The organism is Oryzomicrobium terrae (assembly GCF_008274805.1).
Classification (GTDB): domain Bacteria; phylum Pseudomonadota; class Gammaproteobacteria; order Burkholderiales; family Rhodocyclaceae; genus Oryzomicrobium; species Oryzomicrobium terrae.
The window spans coordinates 1,819,577-1,836,735 of record NZ_CP022579.1 but is presented as its reverse complement, the minus strand read 5'-3'; the positions used below and the strand labels follow the sequence as shown (position 1 = coordinate 1,836,735).

At 66.6% G+C, this 17,159-nt stretch carries 10 protein-coding genes and 5 tRNA genes; 9 read left to right on the top strand and 6 right to left on the bottom strand.

Annotation, left to right across the window (positions count from 1 at the left end):
* Positions 1 to 15: 15 nt before the first annotated feature.
* The 8 genes from uvrC to OTERR_RS08410 all read left to right on the top strand — a co-directional run bounded on the left by uvrC (position 16) and on the right by OTERR_RS08410 (position 4,029).
* Positions 16 to 2,133: an excinuclease ABC subunit UvrC gene (gene uvrC, locus OTERR_RS08445; protein WP_281290320.1), complete on the top strand. Its 2,118-nt coding sequence runs from the start codon at positions 16 to 18 to the stop codon at positions 2,131 to 2,133.
* 15 nt (positions 2,134 to 2,148) lie between these two features.
* On the top strand, positions 2,149 to 2,736 hold the full coding sequence (gene pgsA, locus OTERR_RS08440; RefSeq protein ID WP_054621005.1) for a CDP-diacylglycerol--glycerol-3-phosphate 3-phosphatidyltransferase: 588 nt from the start codon (positions 2,149 to 2,151) through the stop codon (positions 2,734 to 2,736).
* Positions 2,737 to 2,852: 116 nt separating this feature from the next.
* Positions 2,853 to 2,928, top strand: a tRNA-Gly gene (locus OTERR_RS08435).
* 64 nt (positions 2,929 to 2,992) lie between these two features.
* A tRNA-Cys gene (locus OTERR_RS08430) sits at positions 2,993 to 3,066 on the top strand.
* A 22-nt stretch (positions 3,067 to 3,088) separates the two neighbouring features.
* A tRNA-Gly gene (locus tag OTERR_RS08425) sits at positions 3,089 to 3,164 on the top strand.
* Positions 3,165 to 3,234: 70 nt separating this feature from the next.
* Positions 3,235 to 3,310: transfer RNA gene (locus tag OTERR_RS08420), tRNA-Gly, on the top strand.
* Between the two features lie 147 nt (positions 3,311 to 3,457).
* Positions 3,458 to 3,542 (top strand) — tRNA-Leu (locus tag OTERR_RS08415).
* A 19-nt stretch (positions 3,543 to 3,561) separates the two neighbouring features.
* Entirely contained in the window at positions 3,562 to 4,029 is a 468-nt protein-coding gene (locus tag OTERR_RS08410) for a DUF1178 family protein (RefSeq protein ID WP_082396793.1), read from the top strand.
* Between the two features lie 12 nt (positions 4,030 to 4,041).
* Here OTERR_RS08410 and OTERR_RS08405 read toward each other — a convergent pair whose 3' ends face one another.
* Positions 4,042 to 4,980, bottom strand: coding sequence for a LysR family transcriptional regulator (locus tag OTERR_RS08405; RefSeq protein ID WP_149425463.1), 939 nt, complete (start codon positions 4,978 to 4,980; stop codon positions 4,042 to 4,044).
* An 86-nt stretch (positions 4,981 to 5,066) separates the two neighbouring features.
* Here OTERR_RS08405 and OTERR_RS08400 point away from each other — a divergent pair, with 86 nt between their 5' ends.
* Positions 5,067 to 6,530, top strand: a complete 1,464-nt coding sequence (locus OTERR_RS08400) for an MFS transporter (RefSeq protein ID WP_149425462.1) — start codon at positions 5,067 to 5,069, stop codon at positions 6,528 to 6,530.
* On the opposite strand, the gene OTERR_RS08395 is transcribed toward OTERR_RS08400, so the two are convergent.
* The 5 genes from OTERR_RS08395 to OTERR_RS08375 form a co-directional block, all read right to left on the bottom strand.
* Positions 6,487 to 8,058: an efflux transporter outer membrane subunit gene (locus OTERR_RS08395; protein ID WP_149425461.1), complete on the bottom strand. Its 1,572-nt coding sequence runs from the start codon at positions 8,056 to 8,058 to the stop codon at positions 6,487 to 6,489. The genes OTERR_RS08400 and OTERR_RS08395 overlap by 44 nt on opposite strands.
* Positions 8,059 to 8,099: 41 nt before the next feature.
* Complete coding sequence (locus tag OTERR_RS08390; RefSeq protein WP_149425460.1) at positions 8,100 to 11,282, bottom strand: multidrug efflux RND transporter permease subunit; 3,183 nt, start codon at positions 11,280 to 11,282, stop codon at positions 8,100 to 8,102.
* Positions 11,283 to 11,292: 10 nt separating this feature from the next.
* On the bottom strand, positions 11,293 to 14,415 hold the full coding sequence (locus OTERR_RS08385) for an MdtB/MuxB family multidrug efflux RND transporter permease subunit (RefSeq protein WP_149425459.1): 3,123 nt from the start codon (positions 14,413 to 14,415) through the stop codon (positions 11,293 to 11,295).
* A gap of 15 nt (positions 14,416 to 14,430) precedes the next feature.
* On the bottom strand, positions 14,431 to 15,747 hold the full coding sequence (locus OTERR_RS08380) for an MdtA/MuxA family multidrug efflux RND transporter periplasmic adaptor subunit (protein ID WP_149425458.1): 1,317 nt from the start codon (positions 15,745 to 15,747) through the stop codon (positions 14,431 to 14,433).
* 476 nt (positions 15,748 to 16,223) lie between these two features.
* Positions 16,224 to 17,147 (bottom strand): LysR family transcriptional regulator, encoded by a 924-nt coding sequence (locus OTERR_RS08375; protein WP_149425457.1) that lies wholly within the window; start codon positions 17,145 to 17,147, stop codon positions 16,224 to 16,226.
* Positions 17,148 to 17,159 lie beyond the last annotated feature (12 nt).

The window sequence follows — 17,159 nt, the reverse complement described above, 5'->3', positions numbered from 1 at the left end:
TGCCGGGATCGATCCATGCCATCCCCTGAAACGCCGCGCCAGTCCTTGATCTCCGAAGAGGTGTCGTCGAACGCTGCGCCGGATAACGATCTCCAGGCAGGCACCTCGAAGGTCCGCGCCCAGCGCGGCGATCCAGAGGGGGGTAAAGGGGAGGGGGGCGCTTCCCGTGACAACGCCGGCGCCCCGCCGGCATCGCTCCCGCTGGCCGAGATGGGGCAACCGGGTGCGTCGGAGGCCTTGGATGTGCCGGGAGGATCGACCGAATCCGCCCAATCCACGGAAGCGGCGGTGCCAGCGGAACCCGCCGTTCCCTTCGACGCCAAGACCTTCCTGGCCACGGTGCCCGAGCTGCCCGGGGTGTACCGCATGATCGACGCCGCCGACACGGTGCTCTACGTCGGCAAGGCCAAGAACCTGCGCAAGCGCGTCTCGTCCTACTTCCAGAAGAACCACCCGAGCCCGCGCATCGCCCTGATGGTGACCAAGATCGCCCGGGTGGACACCACGGTGACGCGCACCGAGGCCGAGGCGCTGCTGCTCGAAAACAACCTGATCAAGCGCCTCAGCCCGCGCTACAACATCCTCTTTCGCGACGACAAGTCGTACCCCTACATCGTCCTCACCCGGGACGAGGCGCCGCGCCTGGGCTTCCACCGCGGCAGCCTGGACCGCAAGGCCGACTACTTCGGCCCCTTCCCTTCCGCCGGGGCGGTGCGCGACAGCCTGCACCTGTTGCAGAAGATGTTCCGCCTGCGCACCTGCGAGAACTCGGTATTTTCCAACCGCTCCCGGCCCTGCCTGCTCTACCAGATCAAGCGCTGCAGCGGCCCCTGCGTCGGCCTGATCGATGCGGACGACTACCGGGAGGACGTGCGTCTGGCGGCGCTGTTCCTCCAGGGCCGTCAGCAGGAGGTGATCGCGCGCCTGACCCGGGCCATGGAGCAGGCCGCCGAGAATCTGGCCTTCGAGCAGGCTGCCGCCTACCGGGATCAGATCCAGAGCCTGCACAAGGTCCAGGACAAGCAGTTCATGGAAAGCCAGCGGGAAGAGGACCTGGACGTGGTCGCCGTCGTGGCCGACGAGGGCGGCATGCTCTGCGTCAACCTGGCCATGGTGCGCGGCGGCCGCCACCTGGGGGACAAGCCCCTGTTCCCGAGCAACGCCGCCGACTTCACCCCGGCCGAGGCCCTGGCCGCCTTTCTCACCCAGCACTATGCGCTGCACCCGATCCCCGGCCGCATCCTGGTGAATGTGGCCCCGGCGGAAGGGGAGGAGGGGGAAGCCCTACTCGCCGAAATTGCGGCCATCGCCGGCCGGCCAGTGCCCGTGGGCCTGGCCCGCTACGAGACCCACAAGGTGTGGGTCGAACTGGCCGAGCAAAACGCCCGCCTGGCCCTGGCGGCGCGACGCAACACCATCTCGCTGCAAGGCAAGCGGGTCGAGGCCCTGGCCGAGGTACTGGGGGTGGAGGCGATCCAGCGCATCGAGTGCTTCGACATCAGCCATACCCAGGGCGAGGCCACCGTAGCTTCCTGCGTGGTGTGGATGTCGGAGGAGGGCAAGGGGGGCATGCGCCGTAGCGAATACCGCCGCTTTAACATCACCGACATCACGCCGGGGGATGATTACGCGGCGATCCGCCAGGCTGTGTCGCGTCGCTACGACGCCGTAGCCACGGGGGAGGGCGTTTGCCCCGACCTGATCCTGATCGATGGCGGCAAGGGCCAGTTGGCCATGGCCCACGACGCCCTGGTGGAGCTGGGCCTGACCGAGGTGCCGCACCTGGGGGTGGCCAAGGGCGAAGGGCGCAAGCCTGGGCTGGAGTCCCTCGTTTTCCCCGATGGACGCGAGCCGCTACAATTGCCCCCGGAACACCCGGCCTTGCACCTGATCCAGGAAATCCGCGACGAAGCGCACCGCTTCGCCATTTCCGGGCATCGGGCCAAGCGCGCCAAGACCCGTATCACCTCCCGACTCGAAGACGTGCCGGGTATCGGGCCGAAAAAGCGCAAGGCGCTCATCACCCGCTTCGGTGGCCTGCAAGGCATTGCCGAGGCGGGGGTCGACCAGCTGGCCGCCGTTCCGGGCATCGGTCCGGAACTGGCGGAAAAGATTCACGCGGTCTTTCACTGATAGTTGCACTCCCTCATGCCGTTCAACCTGCCCATCTTCCTCACCTGGCTGCGCATCCTCGCCATTCCGCTGCTGATCGCCGCCTACTATGTGCCGGACAGTTGGCTGAGTGGGCAGGAGCGCAACCTCGCCGCCACCCTGATTTTCGTCGTCGCCGCGCTCACCGACTGGCTCGACGGCTACCTGGCCCGGGCGCTCAACCAGACCTCGGCCTTCGGCGCCTTCCTCGACCCGGTGGCCGATAAGCTGATGGTGGCCGCCGCCCTGATCGTGCTGGTCCAGCTCGACCGAACCAACGCGGTGATCGCCGCCATCATCATCGGTCGGGAGATCACCATCTCCGCCCTGCGCGAGTGGATGGCCAAGATCGGCGCCGCCAAGAGCGTGGCGGTATCGATGATCGGTAAGGTCAAGACCGCCGCCCAGATGACTGCCATCCCGCTGCTGCTGTTCCACGCCCCCTACCACGGCATCAACGTGCGCGAGTGGGGCACCTGGCTACTGTGGGTGGCCGCAGTGCTGACCCTGTGGTCCATGGGCTACTACATGCGCATGGCCTGGCCGGAGATCCTCCGCCAGGAGGCGCGCCAGCACGGACGCTGAGTTGCCCCGAAGCGGCCCTTTGCTTCGGCTTTTATGTCAAAAGGGTATTTTTGGCGCAAACAGGGCCGGATGTTGACATCGTCGCGCCAGTCCTTATAATGCGCTCCACGTTGAACGCGGGAGTAGCTCAGTTGGTAGAGCGATACCTTGCCAAGGTATAGGTCGAGAGTTCGAGACTCTTCTCCCGCTCCAAATTCTTGGGTAAAGATTGGCATCTTTGCCCGTGTGGTCAAGGCCACGTAGAACATTTGGTTTTGGCGCGATAGCAAAGCGGTTATGCACCGGATTGCAAATCCGTGTAGGTCGGTTCGACTCCGGCTCGCGCCTCCAGTAGCTTGAAGTAAAAGGTTTTGCGGGAGTAGCTCAGTTGGTAGAGCGATACCTTGCCAAGGTATAGGTCGAGAGTTCGAGACTCTTCTCCCGCTCCAAATAAAGAAAAAGATTGAGATCGCCTCGACTTTTTCGGTTAGTTGTCAGAGGTGATCAGTAAAAAGTTTTGCGGGAGTAGCTCAGTTGGTAGAGCGATACCTTGCCAAGGTATAGGTCGAGAGTTCGAGACTCTTCTCCCGCTCCAAGTTGAAAAGGGACGCCAAAAGGCGTCCCTTTTTTGCTTTTAGACCGCCTTACTGTCGATTGCGCCGATTATCGGCCGATTTGTCCGGCCGAATCCCGTTGCAACCCTTGCAGCGGCTATAATGCTACCTTTCGCTTTTCTCATCCTGCCCGGGTGGTGAAATTGGTATACACAGCGGACTTAAAATCCGCCGCCGCAAGGCTTACGGGTTCAAGTCCCGTTCCGGGCACCATTCGCGCACGCGGCCTGCCGTGATCATCTACGACCTTTGCTGCGAGCAGGAGCACCGTTTCGAGGGGTGGTTCCGCTCTTCCGACGATTTTTCCCGGCAGCAGGAGGCCCGTCTGCTCTCCTGTCCGGTCTGTGCCTCGCCGCGCATTGAGAAAATCCCCTCCGGCGGTCATATCGTCCGCAGCGGTCGCTGCGCAACTGCTGCCGAAACGGCGACAACCTCCGCGGCCAGCGCGCCTTTGGCGCCCACGCCCGCAGCCCCTCAACCGACGCCGGAACAACTGCTCCGGCAGTTGGTGAGCGCGGTGATCCAGCACACGGAGGATGTCGGCAAGAATTTTGCCGACGAAGCGCGCAAGATCCATAACGACGAAGCCCCGGCTCGGGCTATCCGCGGCCAGGCCACCGCCGACGAGTACGAAGCGCTCCAGGACGAAGGCATCGACGTGCTGCGCCTGCCGGTCATCGGCGACGACGTGACCCATTGACCCGTACCGGCCTTAAAAGGCCGACTTCAGGGTTTCTTCCACCACCTCGTGCAACTGCTGTTCGATGAAGTCGAGCAGGGGGCTGTGCCGATCGCGGCGATGGCGTACCAGGGAAATCGAGAACATCAGCCCATCGATCGGCACCGGGTCAATGCGCAAGCGGCTATGGTCGCGGAACAGGCGGGTGACAATGCCCGGCAGGACCGCCACCAGGGGCGTCTGGGCAAGGACGAAGGGAATGGCCAGGGGGCTGGCCGTACGGGCAACGATACTGCGGCTCTTGCCCAGTTGCTTTAGGGTGTTGTCGAACAGACCGGCGAATTCGCCGATGTAGGTCGTGTGCAAGTGCGGGCAGGCCAGGATCTCGTCCAGGCTGGGATTGGCCGGCAAGGCGATCTGCTGTGGCGCATGCAGGCACTCCAGGGTGACGTCGTGAAGCGGTGTCACCAAATGGGTATCGCGCACCTGGGGAAAGAAGCCGACAGCCAGCGCCACCTGGCCCACATCCAGGGCATCGAGCAGGGCAGGCCCGGCCAGGGGCTGGACCGCCAGGGTGATGCCCGGCGCCCGCTCGCGCAGGCGGCCGATCAGGCCAGGGAGCAGGATCGCCTCCAGGGGATCGGACATGGCCAGCTTGACGTGGGCCCGCGCCTTGGCTGGCGAAAACCCCTGCCCCGGGGCGGTTACGGCCAGGGCTTCCTGCAGCAGGGGACGGACCCTGGCGGCGATTTCCAGGGCGCGCCGGGTAGGTTCCATGGCCGTGCCGCTGCGAAACAGCAACTCGTCGCCGAAGAGTTCGCGCAGTCGCCCCAAGGCATGGCTCATGGCCGGCTGGCCGACGTACAGCCGCGCGGCGGCACGGCTGACGCTACGCTCCTGGATCAGGGCGTCGAAAGCCACCAGCAGATTCAAGTCGAGGCGGCGGAAATCGCCATGATAAATATCATCCATATCGATAGTTTAAATTTAAACAATCGATTCGGTTGATTCAAAGGCCCTGCGTAGACTTGCCCGCCTGTATTTCATGACGGATTCCCATGGCGGTCGCCTCCCTCACCCTGGCCGCGCCGGCCCAGCGCGCCACGCCCCTGTATCTGCTGTTCCTCGGCTTGCTCACCAGTGTCGAGTTCCTCCAGAACGGCATGGTGAATTTCGCTGCTCCCTACCTTGGCCAGGCTATTGGCGCTGCGCCGGAGCACTACAGCCTGAGCGCCACCGCTTATTCGGCGGCGGCTATCGTGGCCCTGTTCAAGCACCGTTGGATCGTCGAGCGCTGGGGCTACCTACGCTTCATCCTGGCCTCGTTGGCAGCGTACACCCTGGGAACGGTACTGTGCGCCAGCGCCGGCGATGTACCCGTTTTCATCACCGGACGGGCGATTCAGGGAGCCGCGGGAGCCACTTTCTTCTGCGCCGGGCGGATTCTGTCCAACCAGGTCGCCGGACCGCAGCGGCTGCACGCCATGGTGGCCTTCGTGATCGGCCTATTGACCGCCTCCAGCATTGCCCCGGGGTTGGCCGCCTGGCTGCTGCACGTCAGTAGTTGGACCATGCTGTTCTGGTCGATGCTGCCCTTGCTGGGCGCGGTGGCGCTGCTGTCACCCCGCTTTCTGCCCCGGGAGACGGTCGCTGCGGAACAACGCAGCCCGGCCCACTGGCACGGACTGACCTGGCTTGCCCTGGGAGTGATCGGCCTCCAGTACACCGGTCAACGCCTGCCCTACGCGTTGTTCAGCCACCCTGTTGCCCTGATCCTGGCCATTTGCGGCGGTGCCGCTCTGGTGGGCTGGTTCGTGCATCGCCAGTGGCGCCACGCTGCACCCTTGATCGACTACCGGGCCCTGTTCCACCTGCGCTACCTGATCGGCACGGCCTTCTACTTCTTCTGCTACTTCGTCGCCAACGCCAACGGCTACTTCATTCCCCTGTTCCTGCGTCAGGCACTGGGCATGGACCTGCTGCAAACCGGCGCTTTGATGACCGTAGCCGCCGTAAGCAGCCTGGTGGGGGCCCTGGTCCACTTCAAGCTGGCCCTGGTACGCCCTGGATTCAAGGTCTACATGCTGGTCGCCCTGGCGCTGTTGCTGGCCTTTGGCATCTTGATGGGAGGTGTCGGGCCAGCCACCTCCCGGGGGACGGTGGCGGCCCTATTAGTATTGAATGGGCTGTTCGCTTCGTTCTTTCTCGGCCCGGTGGCCCAGGGCACCTTTGCCCAGATCAATCCGGATGAGGATGCCCGGGCGTTTTCCCACGCCTACCAGACCAAGAACATCATCCGCGAGCTGGCCTCGTCGTCGGGGATCGCCTGGAGCGTGTTGGCGCTCCAGGCCGGCCAGTGGCATCACGGCGGCAGTGCCGAGGTGCTGACCGCCCAGAGCCACGTCCTCTCGGATGCAGCGCGGCATGTGCTACTGCTGGCCGGCCAGGATTATTTCCACCTGCTCGCCGGCATAGCCCTCATTGCGGCGCTGCTGGTGCTTGGGCAACGGGTGTTCCGCTAGGGGCTGGCGCAGCCGCGCTGCCCCCATTGCCTTCCCAGTGGCCGCCCAAGGCCTTGACCAGCAGCACGCTGGCCGACAGACGCCGGCCCAGGATCTGGTAAGCGCTACGCGCCGCGTTGAGCGAATTGGCCTGGGCCACCACCACGCTCAGATAGTTGGCAGTGCCCGCCTTGTACTGGTTGAGGGCCAGCCGCTCGGCTTCCCGGGCGGCCGCCAGCGCCTTGTCCTGGATCTGTCCTTCCTCATCGAGGATGCGCAGCGCCGCCAGGTTGTCCTCCACCTCCACCAGGGCGCCGAGCACTGTCTGGCGGTACTGGGCCACGGTGACGTCGTAGGCGGCGATGGCCTGGTCGGTCTGGGCGCGGCGCAGGCCACCGTCGAAGATCGACTGGGCCAGGCTGGCGCCGAGAGACCAGGCCCGGCTGGGAGCATCGAACCACTGGGCCAGGGACTGGCCCCGGTAGCCGGTGCTACCGGTCAGGGTCAGGGCCGGGAAGAATGCGGCCTTGGCCACGCCGATGCGGGCGTTGGCGGCCGCCGCCTGGTACTCGGCGGCGGCCACATCGGGGCGCCGTTCGAGCAGGGTCGAGGGGACACCTACGGGCACCACCGGCACCTCGGGGCGCCAGTCGTTGCTGGCGGAGGCGGTGGTGGCCGCGGGCAAGGCGAAGTCGGCGGGGGCCTTGCCGAGCAACTGGGCGATGGCATGTTCCAGTTGGCGGCGCTGCAGGCTCAGGTCGAGGTTTTGCGCCAGGGCCGACTGGTATTGGGACTCAGCCTGGGCCACATCCGCCCGGGTATTGATGCCGACCGCGAACTGGTTGCGGGTGATGGCCAGGGAGCGCTCATAGGCCGCCAGGGTCTGGGCATAGAGGGCCTGCTCGGCATCGATCACGCGTAGCTGGAAGTAATTCTGTGCCAGGGTGGCCTGGGCCGAGAGGCGGGCCGAGGCCAACTGGGCGGCGCCGGCCAGGGTACCGGCATCGCCCGCTTCGACGCTGCGCCGCACCTGGCCCCACAGATCCGCTTCCCAACTGGCATCGAGGGACAGGGCGCGGCTGGTGGAAATACGGCTGGGGCCCGTCGTGGTCCCGGTGCTGGACGAGGTGGTGGACGAGGTGGTGGCGCTGCGGCTACGGCTGTAGCTGGCGTTACCGGTCAGGGTGGGAAAAAAGGCTGCCCGGGCCGCGGCTGCCGTGGCCTGGGCCTGGCGGTACTGGGCCTCGTACTGGCGCAGGGTCTGGTTGTTAACCTCGATCTGGTCCATCAGCCCGTTCAAGGTGGCGTCCCCATAAATTTCCCACCAGCGGTCCGAAATCGCCGGACTGGCAGGACTGGCCGGTTTCCAGCCGCTGTCGGCACTGGCTGTGTCCGGGCGCTCCCGGAACTGGGCACCGGCGGCACTGGCCGGGCTCTCCGGGCGGGCGAAGTCCGGACCGACGGCACAACCGGCGAGCAGTAACGCCAACAGCGTCGGCAGGATGGCCCGCGTCGGCCGGAACGGGGCAGGGGAGGGGCGGACAGGCATGGCGTCTCGGGGCAAGGGGGAGTGACGGTGTGAAACGGGGATCACGAGCCGCTCGCCAGGGCGGCGTCGGGTGCGCTGCGGCGCCACAGGCGGCGCAGCCGCTGCCGGCCCCACTGGCCGAAACGGTCGAGGTAAACATAGACCACCGGAGTGGTGTACAGGGTGAGCAACTGGCTGACGATCAGGCCGCCGACGATGGCGATCCCCAGGGGCTGGCGCAGCTCGGCCCCGTCGCCGTGGCCCAGGGCCAGGGGCACGGCGCCGAGGATGGCGGCCAGGGTGGTCATCATGATTGGGCGGAAGCGCAGCAGGCAGGCGCGAAAGATCGCTTCCCGGGGGGAAAGGTTGTCGCGGCGCTGGGTTGCCAGGGCCACGTCGATCATCATGATCGCGTTCTTCTTGACGATGCCGATCAGCAGCAGCACCCCGATCAGGGCGATCACGCCGAACTCGGTCTTGAAGGCCATCAGCGCCAGCAACGCGCCAACCCCGGCCGAGGGTAGAGTGGACAGGATGGTCAGAGGGTGGATGAAGCTCTCATAGAGCATCCCCAGGACAATGTACATGGTGATCAGGGCGGCCAGGATGAGCAGCAACTGGCTCGCCTGGGAGGACTGGAACTGCTTGGCGCTGCCTTCGAAGCCGGCCTGGATCGAGGTCGGCACCCCCACCTGGGCCAGGGCCGTCTTGACCGCGGCGGAGGCCTGGGACAAAGAGACGCCTTCGGCCAGGTTGAACGATACGGTGGACGAGACGAACTGGCCGTCGTGCTCCACCCCCAGGGGGGTGAAGGTGGGTTCCCAGCGGGCCAGGGTGGAGAGAGGCACCTGGGTGCCGCTGGGGCCGATCAGCACCACGTCGCGCAGGGCTTCCGGGCTTTGCCAGAAGGGCGGTGCCACCTCCATCACCACCTTGTACTGGTTGAGCGAGCTGTAGATGGTCGATACCTGGCGCTGGCTGTAGGCATTGCCCAGGGCGCCCACCAGCTGGCTCATGGTGATGCCGGTACGGGCCAGGGCGTCCCGGTCCACGCTCAGGGTGGTCTGCAGGCCCTTGTCCTGGAGGTCGGTGTTTACGTCCTCCAATTCCTTCAGGTTGGACAGCACGGCGCGGATGCGCGGCTCCCAGGTGCGCAGTTCGCCCAGTTCGTCGGCCTTGATGGTGAAGTCGTAGGAGCCGCTGCTCTGCCGCCCGCCGATACGGATGTCCTGGGCCGGGAAGAGCACCAGATTGGCGCCCGGCTCCTTGGCCAGTTTGCCGCGCAAGCGGTTGATCACCTGGTCGGCGGAAACGCCGCGCTCGCGCAGCGGTTTGAGGCTGAGGAACATGGAGCCGGAATTGACCCGGCTGCCGCCGGTGAAGCCCACCACCGTGTCCACCGCCGGATCGGCCCGGACGATCTCGATGAAGTCCGCCAGCTTCTGGCGCATGGCCTGGAAGGAAATGCTCTGGTCGGCGCGGATGAAGCCCATGATCCGTCCCGTGTCCTGCTGGGGGAACAAGCCCTTGGGCACGATGATGTAGAGATGAACGTTGAGGGCCACCGTGGCGGCCAGCAGCAGGATCGTCACCAGGCTGTGGTCCAGGGCCCAGCCCAGGGTGCGCCGGTAGCCGGCCTGGAGGGCGACGAAGGGCTGCCAGGCCAGGGGATTGAGGCGTGCCAGCCAAGTGCGCCAGCGCGACTGCATTAGCGCAGGGGAGGGCAGGGCCGCGGGAGCTTCCGCGTCGGTGGCAACAGCTGCCTCGCGGCGCTTGAGCAGCCGGGCGCACATCATCGGCGTGGTGGTCAGGGACACCAGCAGGGAGATCAGGATCGCCACCGACAAGGTCACGGCGAACTCGCGGAACAGCCGGCCGACGATGTCGCCCATGAGCAGGATGGGAATGAACACGGCGATTAGCGAGAGGCTCATGGAGAGCACGGTGAAACCCACCTCCCGCGCCCCGCGCAGGGCAGCACGCATCGGCGTCATGCCGTCCTCGACGTGGCGGGCGATGTTCTCCAGCACGACGATGGCGTCGTCCACCACGAAGCCGGTGGCGATGGTCAGCGCCATCAACGACAGGTTGTTCAGCGAGAAACCGGCCAGGTACATGGCGGCGAAGGTACCGATCAGGGACACCGGTACCGCCACTGTGGGGATCAGGGCCGCCCGGCCGTTGCGCAGGAAGAGGAAGACCACCAGGATCACCAGGGAGACGGCGATCGCCAAGGTGGTTTCCACCTCGCGCAGCGACGCGCGGATGGTCAGGGAGCGGTCCATGCTCGGCGTGAGGTCGATGGCCGGGGGAATGGCCGCCTGCAGCCGGGGCAGTTCGTCGTGGATGCGGTCGATGGTCTCGATGATGTTGGCGCCGGGCTGGCGGTTGATGATCAACAGCACCGAGGGCTTACCGTTGGCCGAACCGGCGTTGCGCAGATCCTGCACCCCGTCCACCACCTCGGCCACGTCGGTCAGCCGCACCGGATTGCCGTTCTTGTAGCTGACGATCAGGGGCAAGTAATCCTTGGCGGTCTTGGCCTGGTCATTGGCGCCGATCAGCCACTGCCGCTCGCCGTCATCGACCATGCCCTTGGGCCGGTTGACGTTGGCGCTGGCCAGGGCGGTGCGCACCGTATCCAGGTTGAGGCCGTACTGGTTCACCGCCCGGGGGTTGAGCTCGACCCGCACCGCCGGCAGGGAACTGCCGCCGACGCTGACCTGGCCGACCCCGCCGATCTGGGAGAGCTTCTGGGCGATGATGGTCGAGGCCACGTCGTACACCTGGCCCTGGGACAGGGTGTCCGAGGTCAGCGCCAGGATCATGATCGGCGCATCGGCTGGGTTCACCTTGCGGTAAGTGGGATTCGACGGCAGTCCGGTGGGCAGCAGGGTGCGGGCGGCATTGATGGCGGCCTGCACATCCCGGGCGGCGCCGTTGATGTCCCGGTCCAGGTCGAACTGCAAGGTGACGCGGGTCGAGCCCAGGGAGCTGGTCGAGGTCATCTCGCTCACCCCGGCGATCCGCCCCAGGGCCCGCTCCAGGGGCGTGGCCACGGTGGCCGCCATAGTTTCCGGCGAGGCCCCGGGCAGGGAGGCGGACACCGAGATGGTCGGGTAATCCACCTGAGGTAGGGGCGACACCGGCAGCAGGCGGAAGGCGACCAGGCCCGCCAGGGCGATGCCCAGGGTGAGCAGGGTGGTGGCCACCGGCCGGTGGATGAACAGGGCGGAGATGCGCATGGAACCTGCCTCAGCGCTCCGCGTTGCCCGGAGAGCCAATACTGGCGCGGGCCTTGGCGGCACGGGCCGCAGCCAGCCGCGCCGCCAGACGGTCGAAGGCCAGGTAGATCACCGGCGTGGTGAACAGGGTGAGCACCTGGCTGACCAGCAGGCCGCCGACCATGGTGATGCCCAGGGGGTGGCGCAGCTCGGAGCCGACGCCCGAGCCCAGCATTAGCGGCAGGGCGCCGAGCAGGGCGGCCAGGGTGGTCATCAGGATCGGCCGGAAACGCAGCAGACAGGCCTGGTAGATGGCTTCCCGGGGCGACTTGCCCTCGACCCGCTCCGCCTCCAGGGCGAAGTCGATCATCATGATGGCGTTTTTCTTGACGATGCCGATCAGCAGGATGATGCCGATGAGCGCGATCACCGACAGCTCGGTGCCCGACACCAGCAAGCCGAGCAGGGCGCCGATGCCCGCCGAGGGCAGGGTGGAGAGGATCGTCACCGGGTGGATGTAGCTCTCGTAGAGCACGCCCAGGACGATGTACATGGTGACGATGGCCGCCAGGATCAGCCATAACTGGTTGGTCAGAGCCGCCTGGAAGGCCAGGGTCGCGCCCTGGAAGCTGGTTTGCACCGTGGCCGGCAGGCCGATCTCGCGTTCCGCCTGGCGGATCAGCTCCACCGCCTCGCCCAGGGACGCGCCCTTGCCGAGGTTGAACGAGATGGTGGCGGCGGGGAACTGGCCCTGGCGGTTGAGCACCAAAGAGGCCGGCCGCTCCTCGATGCGCGCCACGGCGGCCAGGGGCACCAGGCCGCCGGCGCTGGTCGGCACCCGCAGCTCAGCCACCGAGGCCGGCCCGGTGCGGAATTCCGGCTTCACTTCAAGCACCACCCGGTACTGGTTTGACTGGGTGAACACGGTGGACACCAGGCGCTGGCCGTAAGCGTTGTACAGGGCGTTGTCGATGCCCGCCGGCGTCACGCCGAGGCGTCCGGCCGTATCCCGGTCGATGTTCACGTACACCTGTCGGCCCTTGTCCTGCAGGTCGCTGGTCACGTCGGCCAGTTGCGGGATGGCGGCGAGGCGCTCGACCACCTTGGGCACCCATTCCGACAACTGCTCGGTGCTGAAGGCCTGCAGGGTGAACTGATACTGGGTGCGGCTGACCCGGTCTTCGATGGTCAGATCCTGCACCGGCTGCATGTACAGGGTGATGCCCGTCACCTTGGCCAGGCGCTGCTGCAGACGGCGGATGATCTCGCTGGCCGACTCGCTGCGCTGGTCGTGGGGCTTCAGGTTGATCAACAGGCGGCCGCTGTTCAGGGTGGCGTTGGTGCCGTCCACGCCGATGAACGACGACAGGCTGTCCACCGCCGGGTCTTCGAGCAGCGCCTCGGCCACGGCGCGCTGGCGCTCGGCCATGGCCGGGAAGGAAATGGCCTGGGTGGCCTCGGTGATGCCCTGGATGACCCCGGTGTCCTGGACCGGGAAGAAGCCCTTGGGCACCACCAGGTAGAGGGCTACGGTGAGGGCCACGGTGCCGACCGCGACCCACAGGGTGGCGGCCTGGCGGTCGAGCACCCAGCTCAGCATGCGGCCGTAGCGGGCGATAACGTTATCGAAAAAGTCGCCCATCACCCGGTAGAAGCGCCCCTGCTTTTCTTCGGGCACATGGCGCAGCAGCCGGGCGCACATCATCGGCGTCAGGGTCAGGGATACCGCCGCGGAAATCAGGATGGCCACCGCCAGGGTCACGGCGAATTCGCGGAACAGGCGGCCGATCACATCGCCCATGAAAAGCAGGGGGATCAGCACGGCGATCAGGGAAAAGGTCAGGGAGATAATGGTGAAGCCGATCTGGCGCGAGCCCTTGAGGGCCGCCGACAGGGGCGTTTCACCTTCCTCGATGTAGCGGGCGATGTTCTCGATCATGACGATGGCGTCGTCCACGACGAAGCCGGTGGCGATGGTCAGGGCCATCAGGGTCAGGTTGTTGATCGAGAAACCGGCCAGGTACATCACGCCGAAGGTGCCCACCAGGGAGAGGGGCACCGCCACGCTGGGGATGACTGTGGCCGGCAGGTTGCGCAGGAACATGAAGATCACCATCACCACCAGGGCGATGGAGAACAGCAATTCGAGCTGTACGTCGTGCACCGAGGCGCGGATGGTGGTGGTGCGGTCGGTCAGGATGCGCAGGTCCAGGGCGCCGGGCAGGTTCTCTTCGAGCTGGGGCAGCAGCGCCTTGATGCCGTCCACCACCTCGATCACGTTGGCGCCGGGCTGGCGCTGGATGTTGATGATCAGGGCCGGCTTGCGGTCGGCCCAGGCGGCCAGGCGGGAGTTCTCAACCCCGTCCACCACCTCGGCCACGTCCATGATGCGCACCGGTGCACCGTTCTTGTAGGCGATCACCAGGCGCCGGTAGTCCTCGGGGGATTTCAGCTGGTCGTTGGCATCCACCGTCGAGGCCCGGCTCGGCCCGTCGAAGTTGCCCTTGGCCTGGTTCACGTTGGCCGCGCCAATGGCGGTGCGCACGTCGTCGAGGGACAGCCCGTAGGCCGCCAGGGCCGCCGGGTTGGTCTGCACCCGCACCGCCGGCCGCTGTCCGCCGGAGAGGGCCACCAGGCCGACCCCGGGCAACTGGGAGATCTTCTGCGCCACCCGGGTATCGACCAGATCCTGCACCCGGTTGAGAGGCAGGGTGTCCGAGGTCACCGCCAGGGTCAGGATCGGCGCGTCGGCCGGATTGACCTTGCTGTAGATCGGCGGCATCGGCAGGTCGTTGGGCAGCAGGCTGTTGGCGGCGTTGATGGCCGCCTGAACCTCCTGCTCGGCCACGTCCAGCGGCAACTCCAGGGAAAAGCGCAGGGTGATCACCGAGGCGCCGCCGGAGTTGATCGAGGTCATCTGGGCCAGGCCCGGCATCTGGCCGAACTGGCGCTCCAGGGGCGCGGTGATCGCCGAAGTGGTCACGTCCGGGCTAGCACCGGGGTAGAGGGTCACCACCTGGATGGTCGGGTAATCCACCTCGGGCAGGGCCGATACGGGCAGGAAGCGGAAGGCCACCAGCCCGGAGAGGAGGATGGCCACCATCAGCAAGGTGGTGGCCACCGGCCGGAGGATGAAGAGGCGCGACGGGTTCATGGTGCGGGCAGGCCCTTACGGTGCCGGCGGACGGCCGCCGCCCGGGCCACCCCGGCGTTGCTCGCCTTTGCGCGGACCGCCAGATTTCTTGGCAGCGGGGATGGTGGGCTCGACGACCTCCACCTTGGCGCCGTCGCGCAGCCGGTCAGTGCCGTCCACCACCACCTTGTCACCGGCCGTCAGGCCGCTTTCCACTGCCACCACCTCGCCATCCACCGGACCGAGCTTGACCGGGCGCGGGGTCACCGTACCGTCGTCGCGCACGATGAAGACAAAGGTGCCCTGGCTGCCGCGCAGTACCGCGGCAGTCGGCAGCAGCAGCGCATCGGGGCGGGTTTCCGCCAGCAGCCGGATGTTTACGAACTGATTGGGAAACAGCTCCTCGGTGCCGTCCTTGCCGTCGTTGGCGAACTCGGCCTTGAGCTTGACGGTGCCGGTCGTGGTGTCGATCTGGTTGTCCAGGGTGAGCAGGCGGCCCGTCGCCAGCTTGTTCTTCTGCGCCCGGTCCCAGGCTTCCACCAGCACGGTGGAACCGCTGCGCAGGGCTTTTTGCACCGCCGGCAGATTGTCCTCGGGCAGGGCAAACAGGGCCTGGATCGGCTGGATCTGGTTGATGATGACCAGGCCGGTGGCGTCCGAGGCGTGCACGATGTTGCCCGGCGTCACCTGGCGCAGGCCGACCCGACCGCTTACCGGCGCGGTGATACGGGTGTAGGAAAGTTGCAGACGGGCGTTGGCCACCTGGCCCTCGTCGCTCTTCACCGTGCCGGCGTACTGGCGCACCAGGGCGGCCTGGGTATCGACCTGTTGTTTGGCGATCGAATCCTGTTCGAGCAGGGTCTGGTAGCGGGCCAGGTCGATGCGGGCGTTGGCCAGCAGCGCCTGGTCCTTGGCCAGTTGGCCCTCGGCCTGGGTCAGCTGGACCTGGTAGGCGCGGGGGTCGATCTCGGCCAGCAGAGCGCCGGCCTTGACCATCTGGCCTTCCTGAAAGTGGAACTTGAGCAGTTCGCCATCCACCCGGCTGCGCACGGTGACGCTATTGACCGGCGTAACGGTGCCCAGGGCGGTGAGAAACACCCGCAGTTCGCCGCTGCGCACCGCCTTGGCCTGGACCGGGGTAGGGCGACCGTTCATGCCGGGACCGCCCGGCGCGCGCATCCCGCCAGGAGCGCCACTACCGCTGCCGGGCAGGCCAGGGCCGCTGGGGCCATATTGCCAGTAGGCCACGCCGGCGGCCGCGGCCACCAGCGCACCGGCCAGCATCCAGCGCCGGCGGCCTTGAGTGAAGAAAGTGCGAACAGCAGCACGACGATCGTCGAGGCGGGTCGTCATGAAAACCTCAATGATGGGTAGATGGACGGGGCAAACACAAGACGCACAACACGCGGCAAATCAACAAATGCGACTCAACTGGCGCAAGTAACGGCATACGCAGCAGGCTATGACGGTCGACGCGTGGGCATCCCTGGGCGGGGGCCGGGAGCGGAGCGGAGCCAGAAACGGCGCCCCGGGCGAGCACGACAGTATCGGCTGGGCGGGGCGGGGGTTCGGAGAACCCCATGGAATGGCTGGCGATGGAGCGGCTGGCTGGGAGGGATGCGAAGGCACCGGCGGGAAACAGCGAAAAACGACGGCCGCCATGCTGCAGGCAAGAAAGTACCGCAAAAGCGCCCTGGGCCAAAGCATTAAAGAATTCCATTTACACACCATTACACACGCTACGGCCTTGGTATCCGGGTTGATACGGAGTGGAAACCGGGCCCGCCGTCAGGAATTTCCTTCCGAGCCGGGTTTATGGGTGTTGTCGTTTAGCGCGGTTCTGCCGCTGGGTGCTCCACTACGGTCGCGCTGCGCTCTTCCAGGCAAGCGAGAAAACCCGCCAGCAACGGCGTCGGCGGCCGGTCACGCAGGGCCACCGCCAGGGAGATGTGGGCACCGGGGTCGGACAGGGGAACGTAGCGCACATCCGGCATGCGTACGCATTCGAGGGGGGAGGGCAGCACCGTCACCCCGAGGCCGGCGGCCACCAGGCCGATCAGGGTGGTGGCCTCCCGGGCTTCCTGCACAACTTTGGGGGCAAAGCCCGCGGCCCGGCACATCTGGGCCACGGCGCGGTGGATGCCGGTGCCGGCGTCCCGGGGATAGAAGATGAAGCCTTCCTGGCGCAGGTCGGCCAGGCTCACCTGGGGGGCATCGGCCAGGGGGTGGTGGGCGTTGATGACCAGGCGCAGCGGGTCCCGGTGGATCTCGCGCAGGGTCACGCCCGGGGTCTCATCCCGCGCCAGGTTGCGCACAAAGCCCACGTCGAGCCGGTCCTCGGCCACGGCGCTGATCTGGTCGATGGTGAACATCTCGTGCAGGGTCAGGGTGACCCCGGGGGCGCGCTGCCGGTAGTCGCGCAGCAGGCCGGGCAGGATGCTGGTGAACGGGACCGAGTAGGTGAAACCGATGCGCAGCTCGCCCACCTCGCCCCGGGCGGCACGGCGGGCCTCGTCGGCGGCATGGCGGGTATCGGCAAGGATCTGCCGGGCGTGGCCGAGAAAACGCTTGCCGGCTTCGGTCAGGGCTACGTGGCGGCGGTTGCGCTCGAACAGGGTGACCCCCAGTTCGGCCTCCAGCGCCTGGATCTGCTGCGATAGCGGCGGCTGGCCGATGTGTAGCCGCTCGGCGGCCCGGGTGAAATGGAGCTCTTCGGCGACGGCGACGAAGTAGCGCAGGTGGCGCAGTTCCATTGATATATTTTA